The following is a 19945-nucleotide window of genomic DNA, read 5'->3' as shown; positions in this document are numbered from 1 at the left end:
GTGGGCACTGTTGCCGCCAACAACGAAAGAAACGGCGCCTATGCCGTCGTGGCCATTACAAAACACGGGGTTGAGATCGCCCGACGTCTTGGCGGTGCTCTTGCGGGAGCGGACGTTTATTATACGGATAAATTCGCCCGCGGCGATGAAGCCAAGTATGGGATCCGCCTGTTTTCCGGCAACGTTAAGACGCTGCTGCCGGAACTGTTCGCCCGCTACGACGGCCTTATTTGCATCATTTCGCTTGGCGCCGTCGTGCGGATGATCGCCCCGCTCTTAAAAGACAAAAAGACCGATCCGGCGGTTGTTGTCATCGATGATAAGGCGGAGCATGTGATCAGCGTGCTGTCCGGTCATTTAGGCGGGGCGAACGACTTGACGCGGCGCGTCGCTGCGATTCTTGGCGCCCGCCCGGTGATTACGACCGCTTCTGACGTGCAGCAGACGATCGCCGTTGATTTGTTCGGCCGCGAGTTTGGCTGGGAATGGGAGTCGGATGACAAACTGACGCCGGTGAGCGCTGCGGTCGTGAACGAAGAGCCGGTGGCGATCGTGCAAGAGTCGGGGGAACCCGATTGGTGGCCGGAGGGGCGGCCGCTGCCGAAAAACATCACCGTGTACGGCTCAATCGCGGAGGCGCTTGCCGCTCGTCCGGCGGCCGCGCTTGTGGTCACCCATCGTCTGCTTGAGCCGGAAGAAGAGGCGATTTTGCAAAATGGTGTGCTGTACCGCCCGAAGGTGATCGCCCTTGGCATCGGCTGCAACCGCGGCACATCGGCTGATGAAATCGAAGCGGTCATCCTCGAGACGCTCAATGAGCTGCGTTTTTCGCTCAAAAGCGTCAAAGCGCTGTGCACGATCGACCTGAAAAAAGACGAGCCTGGGCTTCGCGAAGTTGTCGGCAAATACGGCTGGGAGTTCGTCACGTACACGCCAGAGGAGCTGAACACGATGCCGATCGAAGCGCCGTCCGAGACCGTCTACCGCTACACCGGCGCGTATGGGGTGAGCGAGCCGGCGGCGAAATTGTACAGCGGGGCCGAGCGGATGGCGCTCGTGAAAAAGAAATCGGGCAATGTGACGATTTCGGTGGCGTTGATTCGCCATGGACGAGGAAAGGGGAGCGAGTCATGCGACGATTGGTCATCGCCGCCCCGGGAAGCGGCGCCGGCAAAACAACGGTGACGCTTGGCTTGATGGCGGCGCTGAAGCAGCGAGGATATACGGTGCAAGGGTTTAAATGCGGTCCGGACTACATCGACCCGACTTACCATACGGCGGTCACCGGCCGGCCGGCGCGCAACTTGGACAGCTGGATGATGGGAAGCGAAGCGGTCAAAACGGTGCTCGCCAACGGCTGTCAAGGAGCGGATATCGCCATCATCGAGGGGGTGATGGGGTTGTTTGACGGGAAACAGCCGCTCTCCGATGAAGGATCGACGGCGGAGATTGCGGTGCTGACGAAAAGCCCGGTGCTGCTTGTCGTTGATTGTTCCGGCATGGCCCGCAGCGCTGCCGCCATCGTCCGCGGCTTTCAGACGTTTCGTCCCGATGTGCACATTGCTGGCGTATTTGCCAACCGTGTCGGCAGCGAAGGGCATTTCCGGCTCGTCAAAGCGGCGGTCGAGCAAACGTGCGGAGTGCCGGTCATCGGGTTTCTTACGCAAGACGAAGCGTTGGCGCTGCCGGAGCGCCATTTAGGGCTTGTGCCGTCGGTGGAGCGCGGCGAGCTGGATGCGTTTTTTGCCGAACTGGGCCGGAAGGTTGCACAGGCGGTCGATTGGGATGCTTTGCTTCGCATCGCCGACGCCCCGCTGCTTCGGGAGCCGCGCCCGCTCTTTCGACCGGTCCGGCGCTATCGGGTGCGTCTTGCTGTCGCGAAAGACGCCGCCTTCCATTTTTACTATCCCGAAAATCTGGAGATGCTTTCTGCCTGCGGCGCGGAGCTTGTCTACTTTTCCCCGCTCGCCGGCGAACCACTTCCGGATGGGGTGAACGGCTTGTACATCGGCGGCGGGTTTCCGGAAGAGTTTGCCGCCGTGCTTGCCAAGCAAACTGCGGTCAAACAGTCGATCCGCGCCGCCATCGAACGCGGGGTGCCGACGCTCGCCGAATGCGGTGGGTTTATGTTTCTCACGGAACAGCTTGTCGCGACGGACGGCACGGCCTATGAGATGGCCGGCGTCATTCCGGGGCGGGTCGTGATGAAAACGAAGCTTGCGGCCCTCGGGTACCGTGAAGTGCACGGAAGAAGAGGAAACTTTCTTTTGTCGGAAGGGGAGCGGGCGCGCGGCCATGAGTTTCACTATTCCGTGTACGAACCGCGGGGCGAGGTGCCGTTTGCCTACGAAACGAGCGGCCGGAAAGGAACAAAACCGGATGGTTATTTGGCGCACCGTCTTGTCGCCGGCTACGTCCACTTCCATTTTGCGTCCGCCCCGGCGATGGTCGAGCGGTGGCTCGCCGAATGTGAGAAGGTGACCGCCAATGGGTAAGGCGTTGCCAATCATGTTTCAAGGCACTCATTCCGATGCCGGCAAAAGCGTGATCGCCACCGCCTTTTGCCGCCTGTTCGCCCAAGACGGCTGGAAGACGGCGCCGTTCAAGTCGCAAAATATGTCGTTAAACTCCTATGTGACGCCGGACGGGAAAGAAATCGGGCGGGCGCAAGGCATTCAAGCCGAAGCGGCTGGCGTGCCGGCCCGCGCCGAGATGAACCCGATTTTGATTAAGCCAAGCCGCGAACATGAAGCGCAAATCGTTGTGCTCGGCAAACCGTACGGCAATATGCAGGCGTTCGCTTATCGGAACGAGTTTTTCCATCAAGGGCTGGTCGTCATCCACCAGTCGCTTGAAACGTTGATGAACGAGTATGACCGAATTGTCATGGAAGGAGCGGGAAGCCCGGCGGAAGTCAACTTAAACGACCGCGAGCTGGTCAACATGCGCATCGCCCGTCTCGCCAACGCCCCGGTCGTGTTGATCGGCGATATTGAGCGGGGCGGGGTGTTCGCGAGCCTCGTTGGGACGCTGGCGCTGCTTGAGCCTGAAGACCGAAAGCGGGTCATTGGCGTCATCATTAACAAGTTTCGCGGCGATGTGGCGCTATTGCAGCCGGGGCTTGATTGGTTTGAGCAACATACTGGCGTGCCGGTGCTCGGCGTCGTCCCGTATTTGCCCGATTTGGCGATCGATGCTGAAGATTCGCTGGCGCTTGAACGGTTTGCCGCATCGTCCGACGATCATAGGGCGATTGATATTGCGGTGATCCGCTGTCCGAAAATCGCCAATTTCACCGACATCGACCCGCTGTTGGCAGAACCGGACTGCCGCGTCCGGTTGGTGACGCACGCCGCCGAACTTGGCGAGCCGGATGTGATCGTGCTTCCCGGCAGTAAAAACACGATCGAAGATTTGATTTATATGAAAAAACGGGGGCTCACCTCCCGCATCGTGTCACTTGCTAGTGAGGGGAAAACAAAAGTCGTCGGTTTATGCGGCGGCTACCAAATGCTTGGCGCCGTCATCCGCGATCCATATGGAGTGGAAACGCCGCTTCCGGAAGTCGCGGGGCTCGGGCTGCTTCCGGTGGAGACAACGCTCGAGCGGACGAAAATCACGGTCCGTTCCGAAGGAGTGCTTACATGGGAAGGCGAGCGATTTGCCGTGCAAGGATACGAGATTCATATGGGCCGCTCGGCGCCGCTTCCTGGTTATGCGCCGCTCATTGAAGCGGATGGCCGCCATGAAGGGGCGAAGCGCAGTGATGAGCGGGTGCTGGGCACGTACATGCATGATTTGTTTCATAATGATGCGTTCCGCACCGCGTTTCTCAACAGTATTCGCCGCCACAAAGGAATCGCTCCTTCTGGCGTCCGGCTCTTTCGATCGCTCAAAGAAAAGGCGTTTGACCGGCTTGCCGCCCATGTCCGCGAGCATGTCGACGTCGGGCGGATCGAACAGATGATGCGTCAATTTCAGCAACAATGAGCGATATGGAAAACGATCATTGCGGTATGGATGAACGGGCGAAACTGACCGTTTTTACAGGACCTGCGAGCGAGAAAGCCCGCTCCTTTAGGGGTGGGATGAAAGCGAGCCGTTTTCTTATAACGGTATTCTGTAATCGCCGCAAGGAGGTGAATCCATGACCACGATCACACGTTCGGTCTCCCGTCGCGCTAAGGCGTGACGAAGGAAAGCTGCTTTTTCGTTCCCACAATCATAGACGAGAAAGGAGGAAGCGCATATTCCCGCTTGATGGGGAATATTGTGCGTTCATGATGAATGTTTCAATCCCACCGATCCGCTGCGAAATGGTTGAACAAGCGCGTGCCTATATTGATCAATTGACCAAACCACCCGGCAGCCTTGGCCGGCTTGAAGAAGTGGCGGCTGAGCTCGCTGGCATGACCGGGGAGCTTCTCCCGCGCGTCACTCCGCCCGGAGTGCTTGTGTTTGCGGCCGATCATGGCGTCACCGAAGAAGGGGTGTCTGCCTATCCGGCCGAAGTGACGGCACAAATGGTGCACAATTTCGCGAATGGCGGAGCGGCGATCAACGCCTTCAGCCGGCAAATCGGCGCGTTGCTTCAGGTGATCGATGTCGGTGTCGCCGCACCGATCGCTGATGAACGCGTTATTCAGAAAAAGGTGCGCCCAGGAACAAACAATTTCGCCAAAATGGAAGCGATGACGACGTCCGAGGCTGAACAGGCGCTTTCCGTCGGTTATGAACAGGCGGCGTCCATCATTGAACAAGGCGTCCGCACGCTCATTGTCGGCGAGATGGGCATCGGCAATACGACCGCCGCGAGCGCCTTATTGGCTGCGTTGACCGATGAGCCGCTTGAGCGCATCGTTGGCAAAGGAAGCGGGATTCGGGAAGAGAGATTGGCTCATAAACGGGACGTCATCCGACGGGCGCTTTTGCTTCATCGACCGGATCCAGCGAAGCCGCTCGAATGGCTGGCGAAAATTGGCGGGCTGGAGATCGCGGCGATGGCCGGAGCGATGTTGGCCGCGGCTGAGCGGCGCATTCCGATCTTGCTTGATGGCTTTATTTGCACGGTGGCTGCCCTTGTGGCCCGCCAATTTGCCCCCAACGTCGCAGAGTATATGATCGCTGGCCATCGTTCGCAAGAGCCGGGCCACAGCATTGCCCTTCGTTTGCTTGGGAAAGAGCCGCTGTTGGATTTGCACATGCGCCTTGGCGAAGGAAGCGGAGCCGCTGTGGCGTTTCCACTCTTAGTGTCGGCAACAGCGATGATGAATGAGATGGCGACGTTTGCGTCCGCAGGCATTTCGACGGTTGAGGAGAAAGGGGAGAGACAAGCATGACCGTCGGCAAAGTGTATTTAGTCGGCGCTGGTCCGGGGGATGAAAAGCTCATCACGGTTTACGGCCGCGAATGCCTGGAACGGGCGGATGTCGTCGTTTACGACCGGCTCATCAACCGGAAGCTGCTGCGCTATGCGAAGCCCGGCGCCGAGCTTCTTTACTGCGGTAAAGAGCCGGGAAAACATGACACGGTTCAAGAACAAATTCATGAGTTGCTCGTTCAGCATGCGCAACAAGGAAAGACGGTCGTCCGTTTAAAAGGCGGCGATCCATGCGTCTTTGGCCGCGTTGGTGAAGAGGCGGAAGTGTTGGCGAAAGCCAGGATTCCGTTTGAAATCGTTCCAGGGGTGACATCCGGCATCGCTGTGCCGGCGTACGCTGGCATTCCCGTCACCCACCGTGATTACGCCGCCTCGGTGGTGATGGTCAGCGGACATCGGAGCGAGCGGATTGACTGGGAGGCGCTCGCCCGCGGATGCGATACAATCGTCGTGTACATGGGGGCGGCCAACTTGTCGGATATTTGCGGCCGGCTGATGGCGGCCGGAAAGCCGGCGAATACGCCGGCGGCCATCATTGAATGGGGGACGACCGAGCGGCAGCGCACGGTAGCGGTGACGCTTTCGACGCTGTCAGACGAGGCGGAAAAGGCGGGCATTTCCCATCCGGCCATCATCATCATCGGCGATGTCGTTCGTCTGCGTGAGACGCTCCAATGGTTTCCGGAGCGGCAAGGGGGCATGGTCGATGCCGACGCCTCGTCGTAGCGGGCGGGTCATCGTTTATACGGGCGACGGAAAAGGAAAAACGACAGCTGCTTTTGGCTTGGCGCTGCGCGCCGTCGGCCGAGGAATGCGAGTCGCTGTGCTGCAGTTTATCAAGTCGCCCGAGCGCACGTATGGCGAGCAGTTGGCCTTGCAGCGTCTTGGCGTCGACGTCCGTCAGCTCGGCGCCGGCTTCACATGGACGAAAACGCCGGAGGTGCACCGCGAAGCGTTGCAGCGCGCTTGGACGGTGGCGAAAGAATATGTCCATTCCGGCCGGTATGACGTCATCGTGTTGGATGAATTGAACAACGCCTTGGCGATTGATCGGTTTCCGGTTGGTGATATCCTATCGGTCAACGATGTGCTGGAACTGATCCGCACGCGTCCGCCGGAGCTGCACCTTGTCATCACGGGCCGCGCGGCGCACCCCGAGCTGATGGCGGCTGCCGATATCGTCACGGAAATGAAGCTAGTCAAGCATGATTATGAACAAGGAAGGACCGCGATGAAAGGGATTGAATTTTAGAAGCAAAAAAGCGGCGAAAAAACGGCCGCTTTTTTTGCAGGTTAGGCATGTTCATCGGTTTTGTCATTTTGGATTTTGTTTTGCCGCCGCCCTTTGCTGTTGTCGCCGGAAACCGGGCCGTCGAGCAGCGCCATCGGATCCTGCGTCGGCGTGTTTTGATTCCGGCTTCCTTTATTTGGCCGCTTCGTCACGATTCCCACCTCCTTTTAGGCGCTATCACTCCATCATTAGTATAGGCTGTTCACATATTTTTATCATAAGTGGGAGAGCGTTCAAGCGAATTCGGCAAAAAAAAACGGGGAGTGCTTTTACGGCGTCCTCCCACGTGCAAGCCGGCCGGATGCTGGCAAACACGGCGGCCAAGGCGAACAGGTTAGTAAGCGTAACCGCCGAAAGCGGCACCGACAATAATCAACAAAATAAACAAGACGACGATCAAAGCAAATCCGTTGCCATGCCAAGCGCCCATCCCGATTCACCTCCCAATCAAGCCTACAATATGATATGCAGCGCCGGCGCGAATGGTTGGGGAATTTGTCGATGGGCGACAAAAATAAGAAAAGCGCCTTGCTAGAACAGCGAAGGCGTTTTTCTGCTGACATTTCCTTTATTCCGCAAGACAGCATCATCGACCGGTTTGTCAAGCGGGACGTTTTTCAGCTGACATGTTCCTTATTCCCACTCGTAAGGCGTCTCTTGATAGACGTAATAGTTCAGCCAGTTGATGAACAGCAAATTGGCGTGCGAACGCCATGTATTGAGCGGCATCTGGCTCGGGTCGTCGTTTGGAAAATACGATTCCGGCGGTTGGATGGGCAGCCCTTTCGCCAAATCACGTTCATACTCCTCTTTCAGTGTCGTGGCGTCATATTCCGGATGGCCGGTCAAGAAAATTTGCCGCCCGTCGTTCGAGGCGACGAGGCAAACGCCTGCTTTTTCAGCCATCGATAAAATCGTCAGCTCCGGCACCTTTTCAATGTCTTCGCGCTTGACATCCGTATGGCGCGAATGCGGCATGCGGAACACGTCATCGAAGCCGCGCAACAGTTTGACATTTTTCACTTCCACCGTATGGTTGAACACGCCGAAACATTTTTCCGGCAACGGATATTTCGGAATCCCGTAATGGTAATATAAGCCGGCTTGCGCACCCCAACAAATATGTAAGGTCGAGGTGACGTTGTTTGTCGTCCATTCCATAATCTCCGTCAACTCGTCCCAATACGTGACTTCTTCAAACGGCAATTGCTCGACCGGCGCTCCGGTGATGATCATCCCGTCGAACTTTCGATGGCGAATGTGCGGGAAAATCGTGTAAAATTGCTCTAAATGGTGTTTGCTTGTCGTTTTCGGCTCATGGGTCGCCGGGCGCAAAAAGGTGACGTTCACTTGCAGCGGCGAGTTACCGAGCAGCCGCAGCAGCTGCGTCTCTGCTTTTTCTTTTTCGGGCATCAAGTTTAAAATGACGATGTTGAGTGGACGGATGTCTTGCGAGTAAGCCCGTTCTTCGTCCATGACGAAAATGTTTTCCTGTTCGAGTATTTCCTTCGCCGGCAAGTCTTTTGGAATGTTGATTGGCAATGGTGTCCCCTCCGTTTCTGTCTCGTTACTAAATACCTTAATTATAAAAACTTTGCCAACATTCTTCAATTGCTTTTTTTGATTTGAAACCGCTCGTGAACAAAAAGGGGGAATCGCGATTGGATCCGACGGCGTTTGATAATTTAAAGACGGTGCTGGAAGGTGCTGTGTACGACGCGGACTTGCAAGGGCGCATCGCCGTGGTCGATCGCCGCGACCTTGTCGATTTGGCCCGTTTGTTGCGGGAGTACGCCATTTCATTTCGGCTCAATGATGCGCCGGATCCGTTCGTCGTCTGCACTGCGCGGCTTTCGCTTGATTTTGCTGAGCTGGCCAACGAGCGGCTCTATCGCGGCCAAGCCGGCTGCCGACTCGCTCTTCTGTTTACCCTTCCGGTTCGCCGTTCGTCCGTTTGTACGTTCATTGAAGGAACACTGCGGACGATTTGGGGCCAGGAGCGAATCATCCGACAAACGCTCCGCTTTCCATTTCCGCATGAACGCGGTCCGTATGAAAATGAAGCCGTGGTCGAGTTTGCCCGCCTCATTTATGAGGACAATGCTGCTGATTTGCCGGCGATGGTGCCGTATATGATTTCGTCGCTCGAGCAGCTGCAATCGTTTGTTGGACAGTAGCGATGCAAAAAGTGGAAACAAACGATGAAATCCGCTATGATGGGAATGAGGTGAAAAATCATGAGTGTATATCAATTTAGCGCCAAAACGATTCGTGGTGAGGAACAACCGCTTTCCGTCTATCAAGGCAAGGTGCTGTTGATTGTCAACACGGCGAGCCGTTGCGGTTTTACGCCGCAGTATAAAGAACTGCAAGAGCTGTATGACGACTATCGCGATCGCGGGTTTGTGGTGCTCGGCTTTCCGTGCAACCAGTTTGGCGGCCAAGAGCCGGGGACGGAAGAGGAAATTGAGCAATTTTGCCAGCTCAATTATGGCGTGACGTTCCCGTTGTTTGCGAAAGTGGATGTGAATGGCGATCACGCCCACCCGCTGTTTCAATATTTGAAAGAGCAAGCACCGGGGGCATTGGGAACAAAAGCGATCAAATGGAACTTTACGAAGTTTTTGGTCGACCGCAACGGCAAGGTTGTCGCTCGTTTCGCCCCGCAAACGAAGCCGCACGAGTTGAGAAAGGAAATTGAAAAGCTGCTGTCAAACAAGGAGGGGTAACGCTTGCGCATTCAAGCGATTGAACCGACGCCAAGCCCGAACACGATGAAAATCTTGCTTGATGAAGAGTTGCCACCCGGCATGCGCCATAACTATAAATCGGACAACATCAGTGAAGCGCCGCCGCTTATTCAAGCATTGCTGCGCATTGACGGGGTGAAAAGCATCTACCATGTCGCCGACTTTTTGGCGATTGAGCGCCATCCGAAATACGACTGGCGCGACATTTTGGCGAACGTGCGCGAAGTGTTCGGTGAGGAAGCGGATGACGGCACCGAGGCAAAGCCGAAAGGAAACGAACACTTCGGCGAAGTGAAAGTGTTCGTGCAAATGTTGTATGGCCTGCCGATGCAAGTGAAGCTTGTCGACGGGGAGCGCGAACACCGCATCGGGCTGCCGAAACCGTTTATGGACGCGGTCATTGAGGCGCAAAAATACGCGGGAAATGTCGTGCTTGAGCGAAAATGGGTCGAAAAAGGAGTGCGCTACGGCACGTTTGAGGAAATCGGCCGCGAAATCGTCGATGAGCTGTCGGCCGCCTATCCGCCCGAGCGGCTCGAGCGGATCGTCAACATGTTCCGCCGCGGCGAGCAGGAAAAAACGGTGCAAAAGCGTCCAAGCCTCAAAGTGACGAGCGAGATGCTCGATGACCCGGACTGGCGCAAACGGTATGCCGCGCTCGAACAGATGGCTGAGCCGACCGAGGACGATATCCCGGTGTTGGCGAAGGCGCTTAAGGATGAAAAAATGGCCATCCGTCGTCTGGCAACAGCATATCTTGGCATGATCGGCGGAAAAAAGGTGCTTCCGTATTTGTATGAAGCGTTAAAAGATCCGGCCGTTGCGGTCCGCCGCACCGCCGGCGACTGTTTGTCCGACATCGGCGATCCGGAGGCCATTCCGGCCATGATCGAAGCGCTAAAGGACGAAAGCAAGCTCGTCCGTTGGCGCGCGGCCATGTTTTTGTACGAGGTTGGCGACAAATCGGCGCTCGCGGCGTTAAAAGCGGCGGAAAACGATCCGGAGTTTGAAGTGAGCTTGCAAGTGAAAATGGCCATTGAACGGATCGAAGGAGGCGAAGAAGCGAAAGGCTCCATCTGGAAGCAAATGACGGAGAGCCGGAAGAAAGGAAACGAAACGGAACAGTAAAACAGGCGCGCCCATCGGTGCGCCTGTTTTTATGATCGAAAGGGGTGCCGATTATTCTTCAATTTCATTACTATTAAAATGGGATTTTAAATTTTTTCGCTTCTCCAGCTGCGGATTTGTTTCTTAGAAAAGAGTGTTTTCAACAATGGTGAAGCCTTGGAGAGAGCTCCAAGGCTTGGCTCGTCATTCCCTGAAATATTGTTCGATAAAATCTTTAACAAGAGGAGAGAGTTCGTTTGGCAATGCATGAAGAGGGAAAAATTTTACCTCAAGCGATTCTTCCCCGTCTTCTTTCAGTTCTCCACCGCGGATATCACGGGTGAGATAAACAACAGTGACTGGGTAATATTGATCTCCATTAGGCAGCCGAACAAAATATTTTTTTCCAGAAAACACATCGACTAGTTCCAGTTTGCCGATTTCCAGCCCTGTTTCTTCCCACACTTCCCGCCGGGCTGCTTCTTCTGCGGACTCCCCCAACTCCAACAAACCGCCGGGCAGTCCCCATAAGCCGTCGCGGCGTTTCTGCAATAAAATCCGTCCGCATTCATCGGTGACAGCGACCCCGGCTCCCGCCAAGATGATCGGCCGGGTTCCAATGATTTTTCGCAGTTCTTCAATGTATCCCATGTGCACGCTCCTTTCATGGCCATCGATGGCTTAGTATATGTTTGGTCGCTGACAATGGCCGCGGCGGTTGATAGAAAGCGAAACGAAATCGCTCGTTTGATGGCGGCCAAACGGGTGTGTTTAGCCCCGTTTGTTCTGAATGATGCCGTTTAGAGACATGCGGCAGTGGACGGTTCTCTTCATTGATTTTTCAAACGAAAATATAGTATGCTGATAGCGCAGCGATGATGAATGTGGAGGGATGAGGGCAATGTCAATGGCTTACGAAGACTATATGCGCCAGCTTGTGCAGCCGATGCGCGATGAACTTGTCCGCGCCGGTTTCCGCGAATTGCGCACAAGCGAAGAAGTCGAGCAGTTTATGGAACAAGTGGAAGGAACGACGTTTGTCTTTGTCAACTCGGTGTGCGGCTGCGCCGCTGGATTGGCGCGCCCGGCGGCGACGCAGGCGGTGCTGCGGAGCGAGAAAAAGCCGGATCATTTGGTGACGGTGTTCGCCGGCCAAGATAAAGAGGCGACGGCGAAAATGCGCGAGTACTTTGTCGGTTATCCGCCGTCTTCGCCGTCGATGGCGCTCTTAAAGGGGAAAGAAGTTGTTCACTTCATTCCGCGCGAAGACATCGAGTTTCACTCGATGGAGGACGTGATGGAAAATATTTTGGCTGCGTTTGACCAATATTGCGGCTGATGCGGTGCGAGTGAGGAGCGAACGGCGCGGCGTTGATTCGCTTTCGTTCCGCATACAGCAGCGCGCCGGCGGGAACGATAAAGACGGAGGTGATCGGCGTGCCGAAGCGGAAAAAAGACCGTTCGAAAACGGGCGTCAGCGCCCCGGATGTCAGAGGACAAGGCACGACGCAAACGGAAACAGGCGCTTATGAGCTTGACTCCGCCCGCAAAAAAACGAAAGTGGACTAAAAAAGGAGCTCCCGATGTGGAGCCCCTTTTTCTTTGCCCCTGTTAGGCATTGGCGATGCAGCTGTAAATGAAATACAACAACGTAATGAGACTGGCCGCAAAAAAGACTGTGTTCACGCTCCGTTTTCCCGCCTTTCTGTCTATATTTTCCCCGATAACATATGATACACTATTCATATAACATAGTATATACCAACAAAAGCAAAAAGAAAATGCAGTTTTTGTCTTGTCAAGGGAGAGAAGATGAAATGAAAAAAGCGAAACGAATGAACGCGTTTTCGGCATCGATTTTCGCCGAGTTGACGGCGTATCGTCAAAAGCGGCGCCACCTTGATGATGAGTGGATCGACTTGAGCGTTGGCAGCCCGGATTTGCCGCCGGCGCCGTTTGTGCGTGAGGCGATCGCCCGCTACGCCAATGAACCAAACGCGTATGGCTATACATTAAAAGGCATTCGCGAGTTTCATGAAGCGGTCGCCGATTATTATCGGACGGCGCATGGCGTCGTGCTCGATCCGGAGACGGAAGTGACGTACGTCATCGGATCGCAGGATGGGCTTGTGCATTTGCCGATGGTGTTCGCCGACCCGGGCGATGTCATTCTGCTGCCGGATCCCGGATATCCAGCGTATGCGGCGGGAGTGGCGATGGCTGAGGCGGAGCCGTATTTCCTTCCTCTTCGAAAAGAACGAGGATTTTTGCCTGATCTTGCCGCCATTCCGGAGGAAGTCGCCAAACGGGCGGTGATGCTCTTTTTAAACTTCCCCGGGAACCCGGTTCCGGCCCTGGCGACAGAGTCATTTTACCGCGAAGTGGTCGAATTTGCGAAGCGGTACGATCTCCTCGTTGTTTCCGATTTTGCTTACGGCGAGCTGTATTATGACGGAAACAAACCGGTGAGTTTTCTTTCTGTTCCAGGCGCAAAGGACGTTGGCGTGGAGATCAATTCGTTGTCAAAAAGCTATCATATGGCCGGCTGCCGTGTCGGCTACGTATGCGGCAATGCCGAGGTGATCCGCGCCTTCGCTGAATTCAAATCAAATTTGGATTACGGCATTTTTTGGCCGCTGCAAAAAGCCGCCGCGGAAGTGCTCCGCCATGGCGCCGGTTTTTGCGCTGAGAGCCGCATGATTTATCAAGCGCGCCGCGATGTGCTCGTGGAGGGACTCGCTGACATCGGTTGGACGGTTGACCGTCCACAAGCCGGCATGTTCGTGTGGGCGAAAATTCCGGAAGGATGGACGTCGCTTTCGTTTGCGAAGGCGCTCATCGACCAAGCCGGCGTCGTTGTGACGCCTGGGCACGCGTTTGGGCCGAGCGGCGAAGGGTATGTGCGCATCGCCCTTGTCCAGCCGGAAGAAGTGTTGCGCCGGGCGGTCGCCAAATTAAAAGCGACCGGCTTGTTCGCGTCTTCAGCCGCTGAGCGGCGGTAACGGGAGGTGAAGGTGATGAAACTGCCGTCTTGGCTGCGAAAAGCGCTTGTTGCCGCCATTACCGTTTCCACGTTTGGACTCGTCACGCCGCCCGCCTCATTGCTTGCCGCCAAAGAGCCGCCGTCAGACGATGCCTCGTCTCCCGACTGGCAGCACAGTCCAGTCGGTCGTGCCGATGAAGCCGGCTCCTTGACGCGCGCTCAATTCATTGAGCAGACGATAGAAAAGGCCGTTGCCCAGTCCCATGAAAAATTCGGTCGCAAAATCGCTCCGGTTATTGAAGAGGAGTTTCGCGCCGTCATTTTGCCGCGCATCGAAACGGTGATCGCCGAGCTTGCCGAGCGTTATCCGGAAGACGAACTCCGCTATTTGGCGGTTTCAGAAAATCCGTCCGGCGGGCAAGGGGAGCGCATGTTTCACTTGTATCGGGCCGATACGGGAGAAGATCTGATCCGCTTTCACGTCCGCCGCGAGCATCCGCCGCAAGATGGCTATTGGTTTCAGTTCCACTATCACACTTGTGAGGACGGCTTTCAAGCCCATCATGAGCTTGGGAAAATTTACTGGTCCAAAAATACGCCGCCGAACTGGCGTACATAATCACCTGCGGTTCTTTCCTGATTTTGCGCATTTTTCCCCGCTTCGTTCTATGATATGATTTTCATAGATTGAAAGAAAAAGAAGCGGGGGAAACCATGATGAAACGGCTGCTCATGAGCTTGCTGGCGGCGCTGTTCGCGATTCCGCTTCTATCGCTTTCGCCGTACCCGGCCGCCCACGGCGTGCTTCTTCAAGAAAGTGGCCTTGATCTTCGGAGCATTCCGTCCCGTGACGTGCTCGGCCGCATCGTTATCGTGCCCGAGACAGCGTTTCCGGCTGCGGAGGCGAACAAGACTTTTCAGACGCTTGCCCGCATTGATCGAAGCATTTTGGAGCAGGCGGCTGCTCATCATATTTACATCCAGCTGTTGACAGGCCCTATTACGAATGAACCGACAGCTCGCCACTTGCGTGGGAAAACCCCGCGCGGCTATGCGCCGGGATCCAAAACATGGGATGACGTGCCGGGCATCGGCGGGTCGCATTTAGTGCTCGTCCGCCTCGGCCATAGCGAAAAAGGAAAAGGGCACGGCTCGGTCAATTTGGAGTTGCATGAGTTTGCTCATTCGCTCGATTACATCGTATTTGACCGCATTCATGAAACGGACGAATTTCAAGCGATTTGGCGGGAGGAGGCGCCGCGGCTCTTTCCGGGTGAATCTTATTTTTTGACTTATCCGGAAGAGTATTTTGCCGAGGCGTTTGCTTATTATTACGCAAGCGAAGAGACGCGGCGAACGTTGCGGGCGGCAGCGCCGAACACATATGCGTTCATCCGTGGACTCGCGGAACGGGCCTCATAGAAGGCTCTTTTTTTTCGTGATGAGAGCGGTGCTTTATGGTATGATAAAGCGTGAGGTGAGAACATTGCGGCAATATTTGCAGTTATTGGAGGATATTTTGGAAAACGGCGTCGAAAAAGAGGACCGCACGGGCGTCGGCACGCTGTCGGTGTTTGGCCGCCAGCTCCGCTTCAACTTGCGGGACGGATTCCCGCTCGTGACAACGAAAAAGTTGCATATCCGCTCCATCATTTATGAACTGCTCTGGTTTTTAAAAGGCGATACGAATGTCCGCTATTTGCAGGAGAACGGCGTGACGATTTGGGACGAGTGGGCGGATGAAAACGGCGATCTCGGTCCCATTTACGGCGCGCAATGGCGGTCGTGGAAAGGAGCAGATGGGAAAACGATCGACCAGATCGCCTGGGTCGTTGAGGAGATCAAACGAAATCCGAATTCGCGCCGGCTGCTGGTGAGCGCATGGAACGTGGCGGAGCTGGATGAAATGAAGCTGCCGCCATGCCATTATGCGTTTCAATTTTATGTCGCAAACGGTCGGCTGTCGTGCATGTGGCAGCAACGCTCCGTCGATACGTTTTTAGGACTGCCTTTTAACATTGCCAGCTACGCGCTGTTGACGCATATGATCGCCCAGCAATGCGATTTAGATGTCGGCGAACTCATTTTCACCGGCGGCGACGTCCATTTGTACAAAAACCATCTTGAGCAAGCGAAACTGCAGCTGACGCGCGAGCCGCGCCCGCTGCCAAAGCTCGTGATCAAGCGGAAGCCGCCGTCCATTTTCGACTACGAATACGACGATTTCGAGATTGTCGGCTATGACCCGCATCCGGCGATTAAAGCACCGGTGGCGGTGTAAAGGAGAGGGGCGGCATGATTTCGCACATTGTGGCGATGGACGAAAACCGGGTGATCGGCAAAGACAACCGCTTGCCTTGGCATTTGCCGGCCGATTTGGCGTATTTTAAACGGGTGACGATGGGCCATGCCATCGTGATGGGGCGCAAAACGTTTGAGGCGATTGGCCGCCCGCTTCCCGGGCGGGAAAATATCGTCGTGACGCGCAACCGCTCGTTTCGCCCGGAAGGCTGCGTTGTGCTTCATTCGCTTGAAGAGGTCAAGCAATGGACCGCATCGCGCGCCGATGAGGTGTTTATCATCGGCGGGGCCGAACTGTTTCGGGTGACAATGCCGATTGTCGACCGGCTGTATGTGACGAACATTTTTGCTTCCTTCCCCGGCGATACATTTTATCCGCCCATTTCTGACGATGAATGGGAAATTGTTTCCTATACGCCAGGAAGGAAAGACGAAAAAAATCCGTATGAACACGCCTTTGTCATTTATGAGCGGAAAAAGGCGAAATAGATGAGACACGGGCATGGATATGCGTTTGTCGTTGGCGTACGAAATGTTTGCGGAGACAGCCCCAAAATGGGGCGTCTTTTTGTTTGGGATCCGAACATTTTGAAAACGTCTGCGTCAATGTTTCTGCATAGAAGCGGGGCGAAGAAGGAACGATAATCAATAGAACTACAATGGAAATGGAGGAAGACGATGAAACATATCGTTCCGTTTGTCGTCAAGCTCGCCGCTTGGAGCGTCGTCTTGTTTTCGCTGTTTACGATCTTTAACGCCCCGCTTTCCTTGATTTCGCTCATGACGATGGTGACGGCGCTTGTTTCTTATATCATCGGCGATCTGTTCGTGTTGCCGCGCGTCGGCCATTTTGTCGCCGCCGCTCTTGACGTGCCGCTTTCCTTTTTGCTTATTTGGCCGGTCAGCTTTGCCCTCATTGCCCCGTCCGTCAACATGGCGTACGGCGCGTTTTTCAGCGCCTTGGCGATCGGGGCGGTTGAAGCGTTTTTCCATTTGTATATGGAAAACCATGTGCTTGAAGAAGCGGGGCGGGAAGAAGCGCACCGCTGGTATGATGAAGGAAGATGGGCGACGGAATTTGCCGAGGAAGAAGAGTTCAAAAAAGAGGAGGACGACCGGGCGTAGCGCCGGTCGTTTTTTCTGGCCGCTTGCGCATTAAGAAGTATATAGACTTCCATGACGAAACATTTTCGTCACCATCGGAAGGATGAAAATGTCCTTATGTTGAATGCTGGAACTCTACGCATTTTGGAATTCGAGTATTTTCAGGATAGATGCAACGAAGAAGTTGAACGATCTTTGATGAAAAAGCGGTTTGTCCATTTTCGACTGTCGAAGCAAGCCTGTGGCTTGTCTCCATCACGCCTTGGCATGACGGAAGACCGAACAACCGCCTGCTTCACAGACCCATCGATGGGTCTGGAAGCGGGTGACCCGACAGTTGATCCAATCCTCGGTAAAAGCTGCAAATAGGAAAGCTTCAAATGGCATCTAATATAGTTCGCCGCACCTATGCTGCGCAATTCGCCGCGTTGCGGTCTGACAGGACGGCTAGGGTGAGGGGTCGAGCAGGAAGGACAGCGTTCATCGGATGGCGTCAGGCCAAAAGCGCGAATCTGGCCGGCGGAAGCGTCCAGTATCCGGTAAAGCGGGGCCATCGCGATGTTCACGAGTCCGCTTCCCCTCATCCTCATAAAACTTTTCGAAAATTCCCTTTTCTTTTTGCGAATTTGTGATATAATCTACAAATCAAAGACAACTTAGAAAAGAAAGGGAACGAGAGCATGGAACAACAGCTGAAACGGAAGCAAGGGGCGGTATACGTCGAGGACATTTTGATCGCGTATCATACGTTGAAGGATGTTGTTTTCCATACGCCGCTGCAAAAAAACCCGCTGTTATCCGAGCGTTACGGGTGCAACGTTTATTTAAAGCGCGAGGATTTGCAAGTCGTGCGCTCGTTTAAGCTGCGGGGGGCGTACAACCGGATGAAGCATTTAACCGATGAGGAGCGGCGCAACGGAATTGTATGCGCCAGCGCCGGCAACCATGCCCAAGGGGTGGCCTATTCATGCCGGGCGCTTGGCGTGCATGGGAAAATTTATATGCCGGCGACGACGCCTCGGCAAAAAGTGTCGCAAGTGCAGCTGTTTGGCAAAGACATGGTCGAGATCGTCCTTGTCGGCGACACGTTTGATGATTCATACAACGAAGCGGTGAAATGCGCCGAAGCGGAAGGACGGACGTTCATTCACCCGTTTGATGATGAATACGTCATCGCCGGACAGGGGACGATTGGCGTCGAGGTGCTCAACGACTGCGATGAACCGATCGACTTTTTGTTCGCCAGCATTGGCGGCGGGGGATTGATGGCCGGGCTGGGAACGTATGTGAAAAGCATTTCTCCGTCCACCAAAGTCATCGGCGTCGAGCCGGCCGGCGCCCCGTCGATGAAAGCGGCGCTCGAGCGCGGACATGTCGTAACGCTTGCGGAAATCGACAAGTTTGTGGACGGGGCTGCCGTCAAGACGGTCGGGGAAAAGACGTTCGCCTTATGCCGCGGGGTGCTTGATGACATTGTCGTTGTTCCGGAAGGGAAAGTGTGTACGACGATTTTGGAGTTGTACAACGAAAACGCCATTGTCGCCGAACCAGCGGGGGCGTTGCCGATCGCGGCGCTTGATTTTTACAAGGAACAAATCCGCGGCAAGACGGTCGTCTGCGTCGTCAGCGGTGGCAACAACGACATTGACCGGATGCAGGAAATCAAAGAGCGCTCGATGATTTACGAAGGACTGCAACACTATTTCATCGTCAACTTCCCGCAGCGGGCCGGGGCGCTGCGCGAGTTTTTGGATGAAGTGCTTGGTCCGACGGATGATATCACCCGGTTTGAATACACGAAGAAAAACAACAAAGAAAGCGGACCGGCGCTCGTCGGCATCGAGCTGAAACGGCGCGAAGACTACGCACCGCTCATCGAGCGGATGAAGAAAAAAGGCTTCCCGTTCCAAGAGGTCAACAAAGACCCGAACTTGTTCCATCTATTGATTTGACGAAAAAAGTCGGAACAAATTCGCCGCATTCCGACATACTTTTTCACCGGATTGGTGTATAATAAAAATAAATCGGTGAAAAAGAGGATTGATATTTTGCTATTCAAAAGCCTCGAGTTCAAAAACGCATATGGACAGAAGGTCAAGATTATCGAAATTCCTGTATTGGAGGAAGAGAACACATACCGATTCATGATCCAACTGCGCTTGGAGGCGTTTATTGCAAAAGTGTATCGGTCGAGAACGAACCGTTCCGTTTACTCGTTCCGCGAACATTTGAAGAAAGTGCTGAAATGGCCGGTATATGAACAGATCTTTAAAGAAACGGTGCTAAAGCATAATGCATGACCGTTGTTGTTTTGCCCTTGGCGGCAAAACAACTTTTTTTGTGGGATTTTCGTTGGTTTCATTATATAATGGAAACGAGATGACGTCGGGTAAAACAAAGCGGTGCAGGCAGAAAGGAACGAACGATCGATGTGGAAACGAATGATGATGATCGCGGCCATTTGTTTGCTCGCTGCATGCGGAAAAACGATTCCGGATGCGAAAAACTGGCCGGTGGAGGACTTTACGTTTGTCGATCAGACGGGCAAGCCGTTTGGGCTTCGCGACTTAAAAGGAAAAGTGTGGGTTGCGGATTTTATTTTTACAAACTGCGAGACCGTTTGTCCGCCGATGACGGCCCATATGGCTAAACTAAAGCAAATGGCAAAGAAAGAAGGACTGGATGTCGAGTTTGTCTCCTTCAGCGTTGATCCGGAAGTCGACACGCCGGAAAAACTGGCAGCGTATGCGAAACAATTTACAGATGACCTATCAAACTGGCATTTGCTTACCGGATACAGCCCGGCCGAGATCAGCGAGTTGGCGCAAAAAAGCTTTAAAACGATTGTGCAAAAGCCGGCCAATGACGACCAAGTCGTGCATGGCACCAGTTTTTATTTGGTCGGGCCAGACGGAAAAGTAGTTCAGACGTACAGCGGCGTACAAGATGTGCCATACGAAACGATTTTAGAGCATATCAAAATCGTGCAGTCGTCGCAATGAGGCAAAAACGGCTACCGCCTTTTTGCC

At 54.6% G+C, this 19945-nt stretch carries 24 protein-coding genes; 20 read left to right on the top strand and 4 right to left on the bottom strand.

The features are described 5' to 3' along the window. The 6 genes from ETC05_RS12510 to cobO all read left to right on the top strand — a co-directional run bounded on the left by ETC05_RS12510 (window position 1) and on the right by cobO (window position 6632). Entirely contained in the window at window positions 1-1185 is a 1185-nt protein-coding gene (locus ETC05_RS12510; RefSeq protein ID WP_171661141.1) for a cobalt-precorrin 5A hydrolase, read from the top strand. After that, window positions 1131-2495, top strand: coding sequence for a cobyrinic acid a,c-diamide synthase CobB (locus ETC05_RS12505; protein WP_171661140.1), 1365 nt, complete (start codon window positions 1131-1133; stop codon window positions 2493-2495). The genes ETC05_RS12510 and ETC05_RS12505 overlap by 55 nt, the downstream gene beginning before the upstream one ends. Then, entirely contained in the window at window positions 2488-3990 is a 1503-nt protein-coding gene (locus ETC05_RS12500) for a cobyric acid synthase (RefSeq protein WP_171661139.1), read from the top strand. The genes ETC05_RS12505 and ETC05_RS12500 overlap by 8 nt, the downstream gene beginning before the upstream one ends. 290 nt (window positions 3991-4280) lie before the next feature. Then, on the top strand, window positions 4281-5339 hold the full coding sequence (gene cobT / locus ETC05_RS12495) for a nicotinate-nucleotide--dimethylbenzimidazole phosphoribosyltransferase (protein WP_171661138.1): 1059 nt from the start codon (window positions 4281-4283) through the stop codon (window positions 5337-5339). Beyond that, complete coding sequence (gene cobA / locus ETC05_RS12490; RefSeq protein WP_171661137.1) at window positions 5336-6106, top strand: uroporphyrinogen-III C-methyltransferase; 771 nt, start codon at window positions 5336-5338, stop codon at window positions 6104-6106. Before cobT ends, cobA begins: the two co-directional genes overlap by 4 nt. Beyond that, window positions 6087-6632, top strand: coding sequence for a cob(I)yrinic acid a,c-diamide adenosyltransferase (gene cobO, locus ETC05_RS12485; protein ID WP_171661136.1), 546 nt, complete (start codon window positions 6087-6089; stop codon window positions 6630-6632). The genes cobA and cobO overlap by 20 nt, the downstream gene beginning before the upstream one ends. A gap of 41 nt (window positions 6633-6673) precedes the next feature. Here cobO and ETC05_RS12480 read toward each other — a convergent pair whose 3' ends face one another. From ETC05_RS12480 to metA, 3 genes are all read right to left on the bottom strand, one after another. After that, on the bottom strand, window positions 6674-6823 hold the full coding sequence (locus tag ETC05_RS12480) for a hypothetical protein (protein WP_167333003.1): 150 nt from the start codon (window positions 6821-6823) through the stop codon (window positions 6674-6676). A 182-nt stretch (window positions 6824-7005) separates the two neighbouring features. Then, window positions 7006-7101: a YjcZ family sporulation protein gene (locus ETC05_RS12475; protein ID WP_171661135.1), complete on the bottom strand. Its 96-nt coding sequence runs from the start codon at window positions 7099-7101 to the stop codon at window positions 7006-7008. A gap of 203 nt (window positions 7102-7304) precedes the next feature. Then, the gene (gene metA, locus ETC05_RS12470) at window positions 7305-8213 is read right to left on the bottom strand and encodes a homoserine O-acetyltransferase MetA (protein WP_031409392.1); all 909 of its coding nucleotides are present in this window, start codon (window positions 8211-8213) and stop codon (window positions 7305-7307) included. Between the two features lie 119 nt (window positions 8214-8332). Between metA and ETC05_RS12465 the strand changes: the two genes are divergently transcribed. From ETC05_RS12465 to ETC05_RS12455, 3 genes are read left to right on the top strand one after another with little or no spacing between them, the layout of a single operon-like run. Beyond that, window positions 8333-8848 (top strand): hypothetical protein, encoded by a 516-nt coding sequence (locus tag ETC05_RS12465; RefSeq protein ID WP_171661134.1) that lies wholly within the window; start codon window positions 8333-8335, stop codon window positions 8846-8848. Window positions 8849-8908: 60 nt separating this feature from the next. After that, the gene (locus ETC05_RS12460; protein ID WP_171661133.1) at window positions 8909-9400 is read left to right on the top strand and encodes a glutathione peroxidase; all 492 of its coding nucleotides are present in this window, start codon (window positions 8909-8911) and stop codon (window positions 9398-9400) included. A gap of 3 nt (window positions 9401-9403) precedes the next feature. Beyond that, on the top strand, window positions 9404-10549 hold the full coding sequence (locus tag ETC05_RS12455) for a conserved virulence factor C family protein (protein ID WP_031409398.1): 1146 nt from the start codon (window positions 9404-9406) through the stop codon (window positions 10547-10549). A gap of 183 nt (window positions 10550-10732) precedes the next feature. Here the strand turns inward: ETC05_RS12455 and ETC05_RS12450 are convergent, their stop codons facing one another. Then, window positions 10733-11179 (bottom strand): NUDIX hydrolase, encoded by a 447-nt coding sequence (locus ETC05_RS12450; protein ID WP_031409400.1) that lies wholly within the window; start codon window positions 11177-11179, stop codon window positions 10733-10735. Between the two features lie 250 nt (window positions 11180-11429). Between ETC05_RS12450 and ETC05_RS12445 the strand changes: the two genes are divergently transcribed. From ETC05_RS12445 to ETC05_RS12395, 11 genes are all read left to right on the top strand, one after another. Beyond that, entirely contained in the window at window positions 11430-11867 is a 438-nt protein-coding gene (locus ETC05_RS12445) for a BrxA/BrxB family bacilliredoxin (RefSeq protein ID WP_013523798.1), read from the top strand. Window positions 11868-11965: 98 nt separating this feature from the next. Next, window positions 11966-12097: a YuzL family protein gene (locus tag ETC05_RS12440; protein WP_071880211.1), complete on the top strand. Its 132-nt coding sequence runs from the start codon at window positions 11966-11968 to the stop codon at window positions 12095-12097. Between the two features lie 248 nt (window positions 12098-12345). Continuing rightward, window positions 12346-13530: an LL-diaminopimelate aminotransferase gene (locus ETC05_RS12435; RefSeq protein ID WP_171661132.1), complete on the top strand. Its 1185-nt coding sequence runs from the start codon at window positions 12346-12348 to the stop codon at window positions 13528-13530. Window positions 13531-13551: 21 nt separating this feature from the next. After that, a complete protein-coding gene (locus ETC05_RS12430) occupies window positions 13552-14130 on the top strand; it encodes a YpjP family protein (protein ID WP_031409405.1) in 579 nt (192 codons plus the stop codon). Window positions 14131-14228: 98 nt separating this feature from the next. Then, entirely contained in the window at window positions 14229-14933 is a 705-nt protein-coding gene (locus ETC05_RS12425; RefSeq protein ID WP_031409407.1) for an anthrax toxin lethal factor-related metalloendopeptidase, read from the top strand. Window positions 14934-14997: 64 nt separating this feature from the next. Continuing rightward, complete coding sequence (gene thyA / locus ETC05_RS12420) at window positions 14998-15792, top strand: thymidylate synthase (RefSeq protein ID WP_031409409.1); 795 nt, start codon at window positions 14998-15000, stop codon at window positions 15790-15792. Window positions 15793-15806: 14 nt separating this feature from the next. Next, window positions 15807-16301: a dihydrofolate reductase gene (locus ETC05_RS12415; protein WP_031409411.1), complete on the top strand. Its 495-nt coding sequence runs from the start codon at window positions 15807-15809 to the stop codon at window positions 16299-16301. A gap of 189 nt (window positions 16302-16490) precedes the next feature. Continuing rightward, window positions 16491-16937, top strand: coding sequence for a YndM family protein (locus tag ETC05_RS12410; protein WP_031409413.1), 447 nt, complete (start codon window positions 16491-16493; stop codon window positions 16935-16937). Between the two features lie 659 nt (window positions 16938-17596). Beyond that, window positions 17597-18868, top strand: coding sequence for a threonine ammonia-lyase IlvA (gene ilvA / locus ETC05_RS12405; RefSeq protein WP_031409417.1), 1272 nt, complete (start codon window positions 17597-17599; stop codon window positions 18866-18868). A gap of 96 nt (window positions 18869-18964) precedes the next feature. Beyond that, window positions 18965-19216, top strand: a complete 252-nt coding sequence (locus ETC05_RS12400; RefSeq protein ID WP_031409419.1) for a YpmP family protein — start codon at window positions 18965-18967, stop codon at window positions 19214-19216. Between the two features lie 129 nt (window positions 19217-19345). Further along, window positions 19346-19918: an SCO family protein gene (locus ETC05_RS12395; protein WP_171661131.1), complete on the top strand. Its 573-nt coding sequence runs from the start codon at window positions 19346-19348 to the stop codon at window positions 19916-19918. The last annotated feature ends 27 nt before the right edge of the window (window positions 19919-19945 follow it).

This window comes from Geobacillus sp. BMUD, from assembly GCF_013096845.1.
GTDB lineage: Bacteria > Bacillota > Bacilli > Bacillales > Anoxybacillaceae > Geobacillus > Geobacillus vulcani.
The sequence above is the reverse complement of the archived record's forward strand: the minus strand, read 5'-3'. Positions and strand labels throughout refer to the sequence as shown.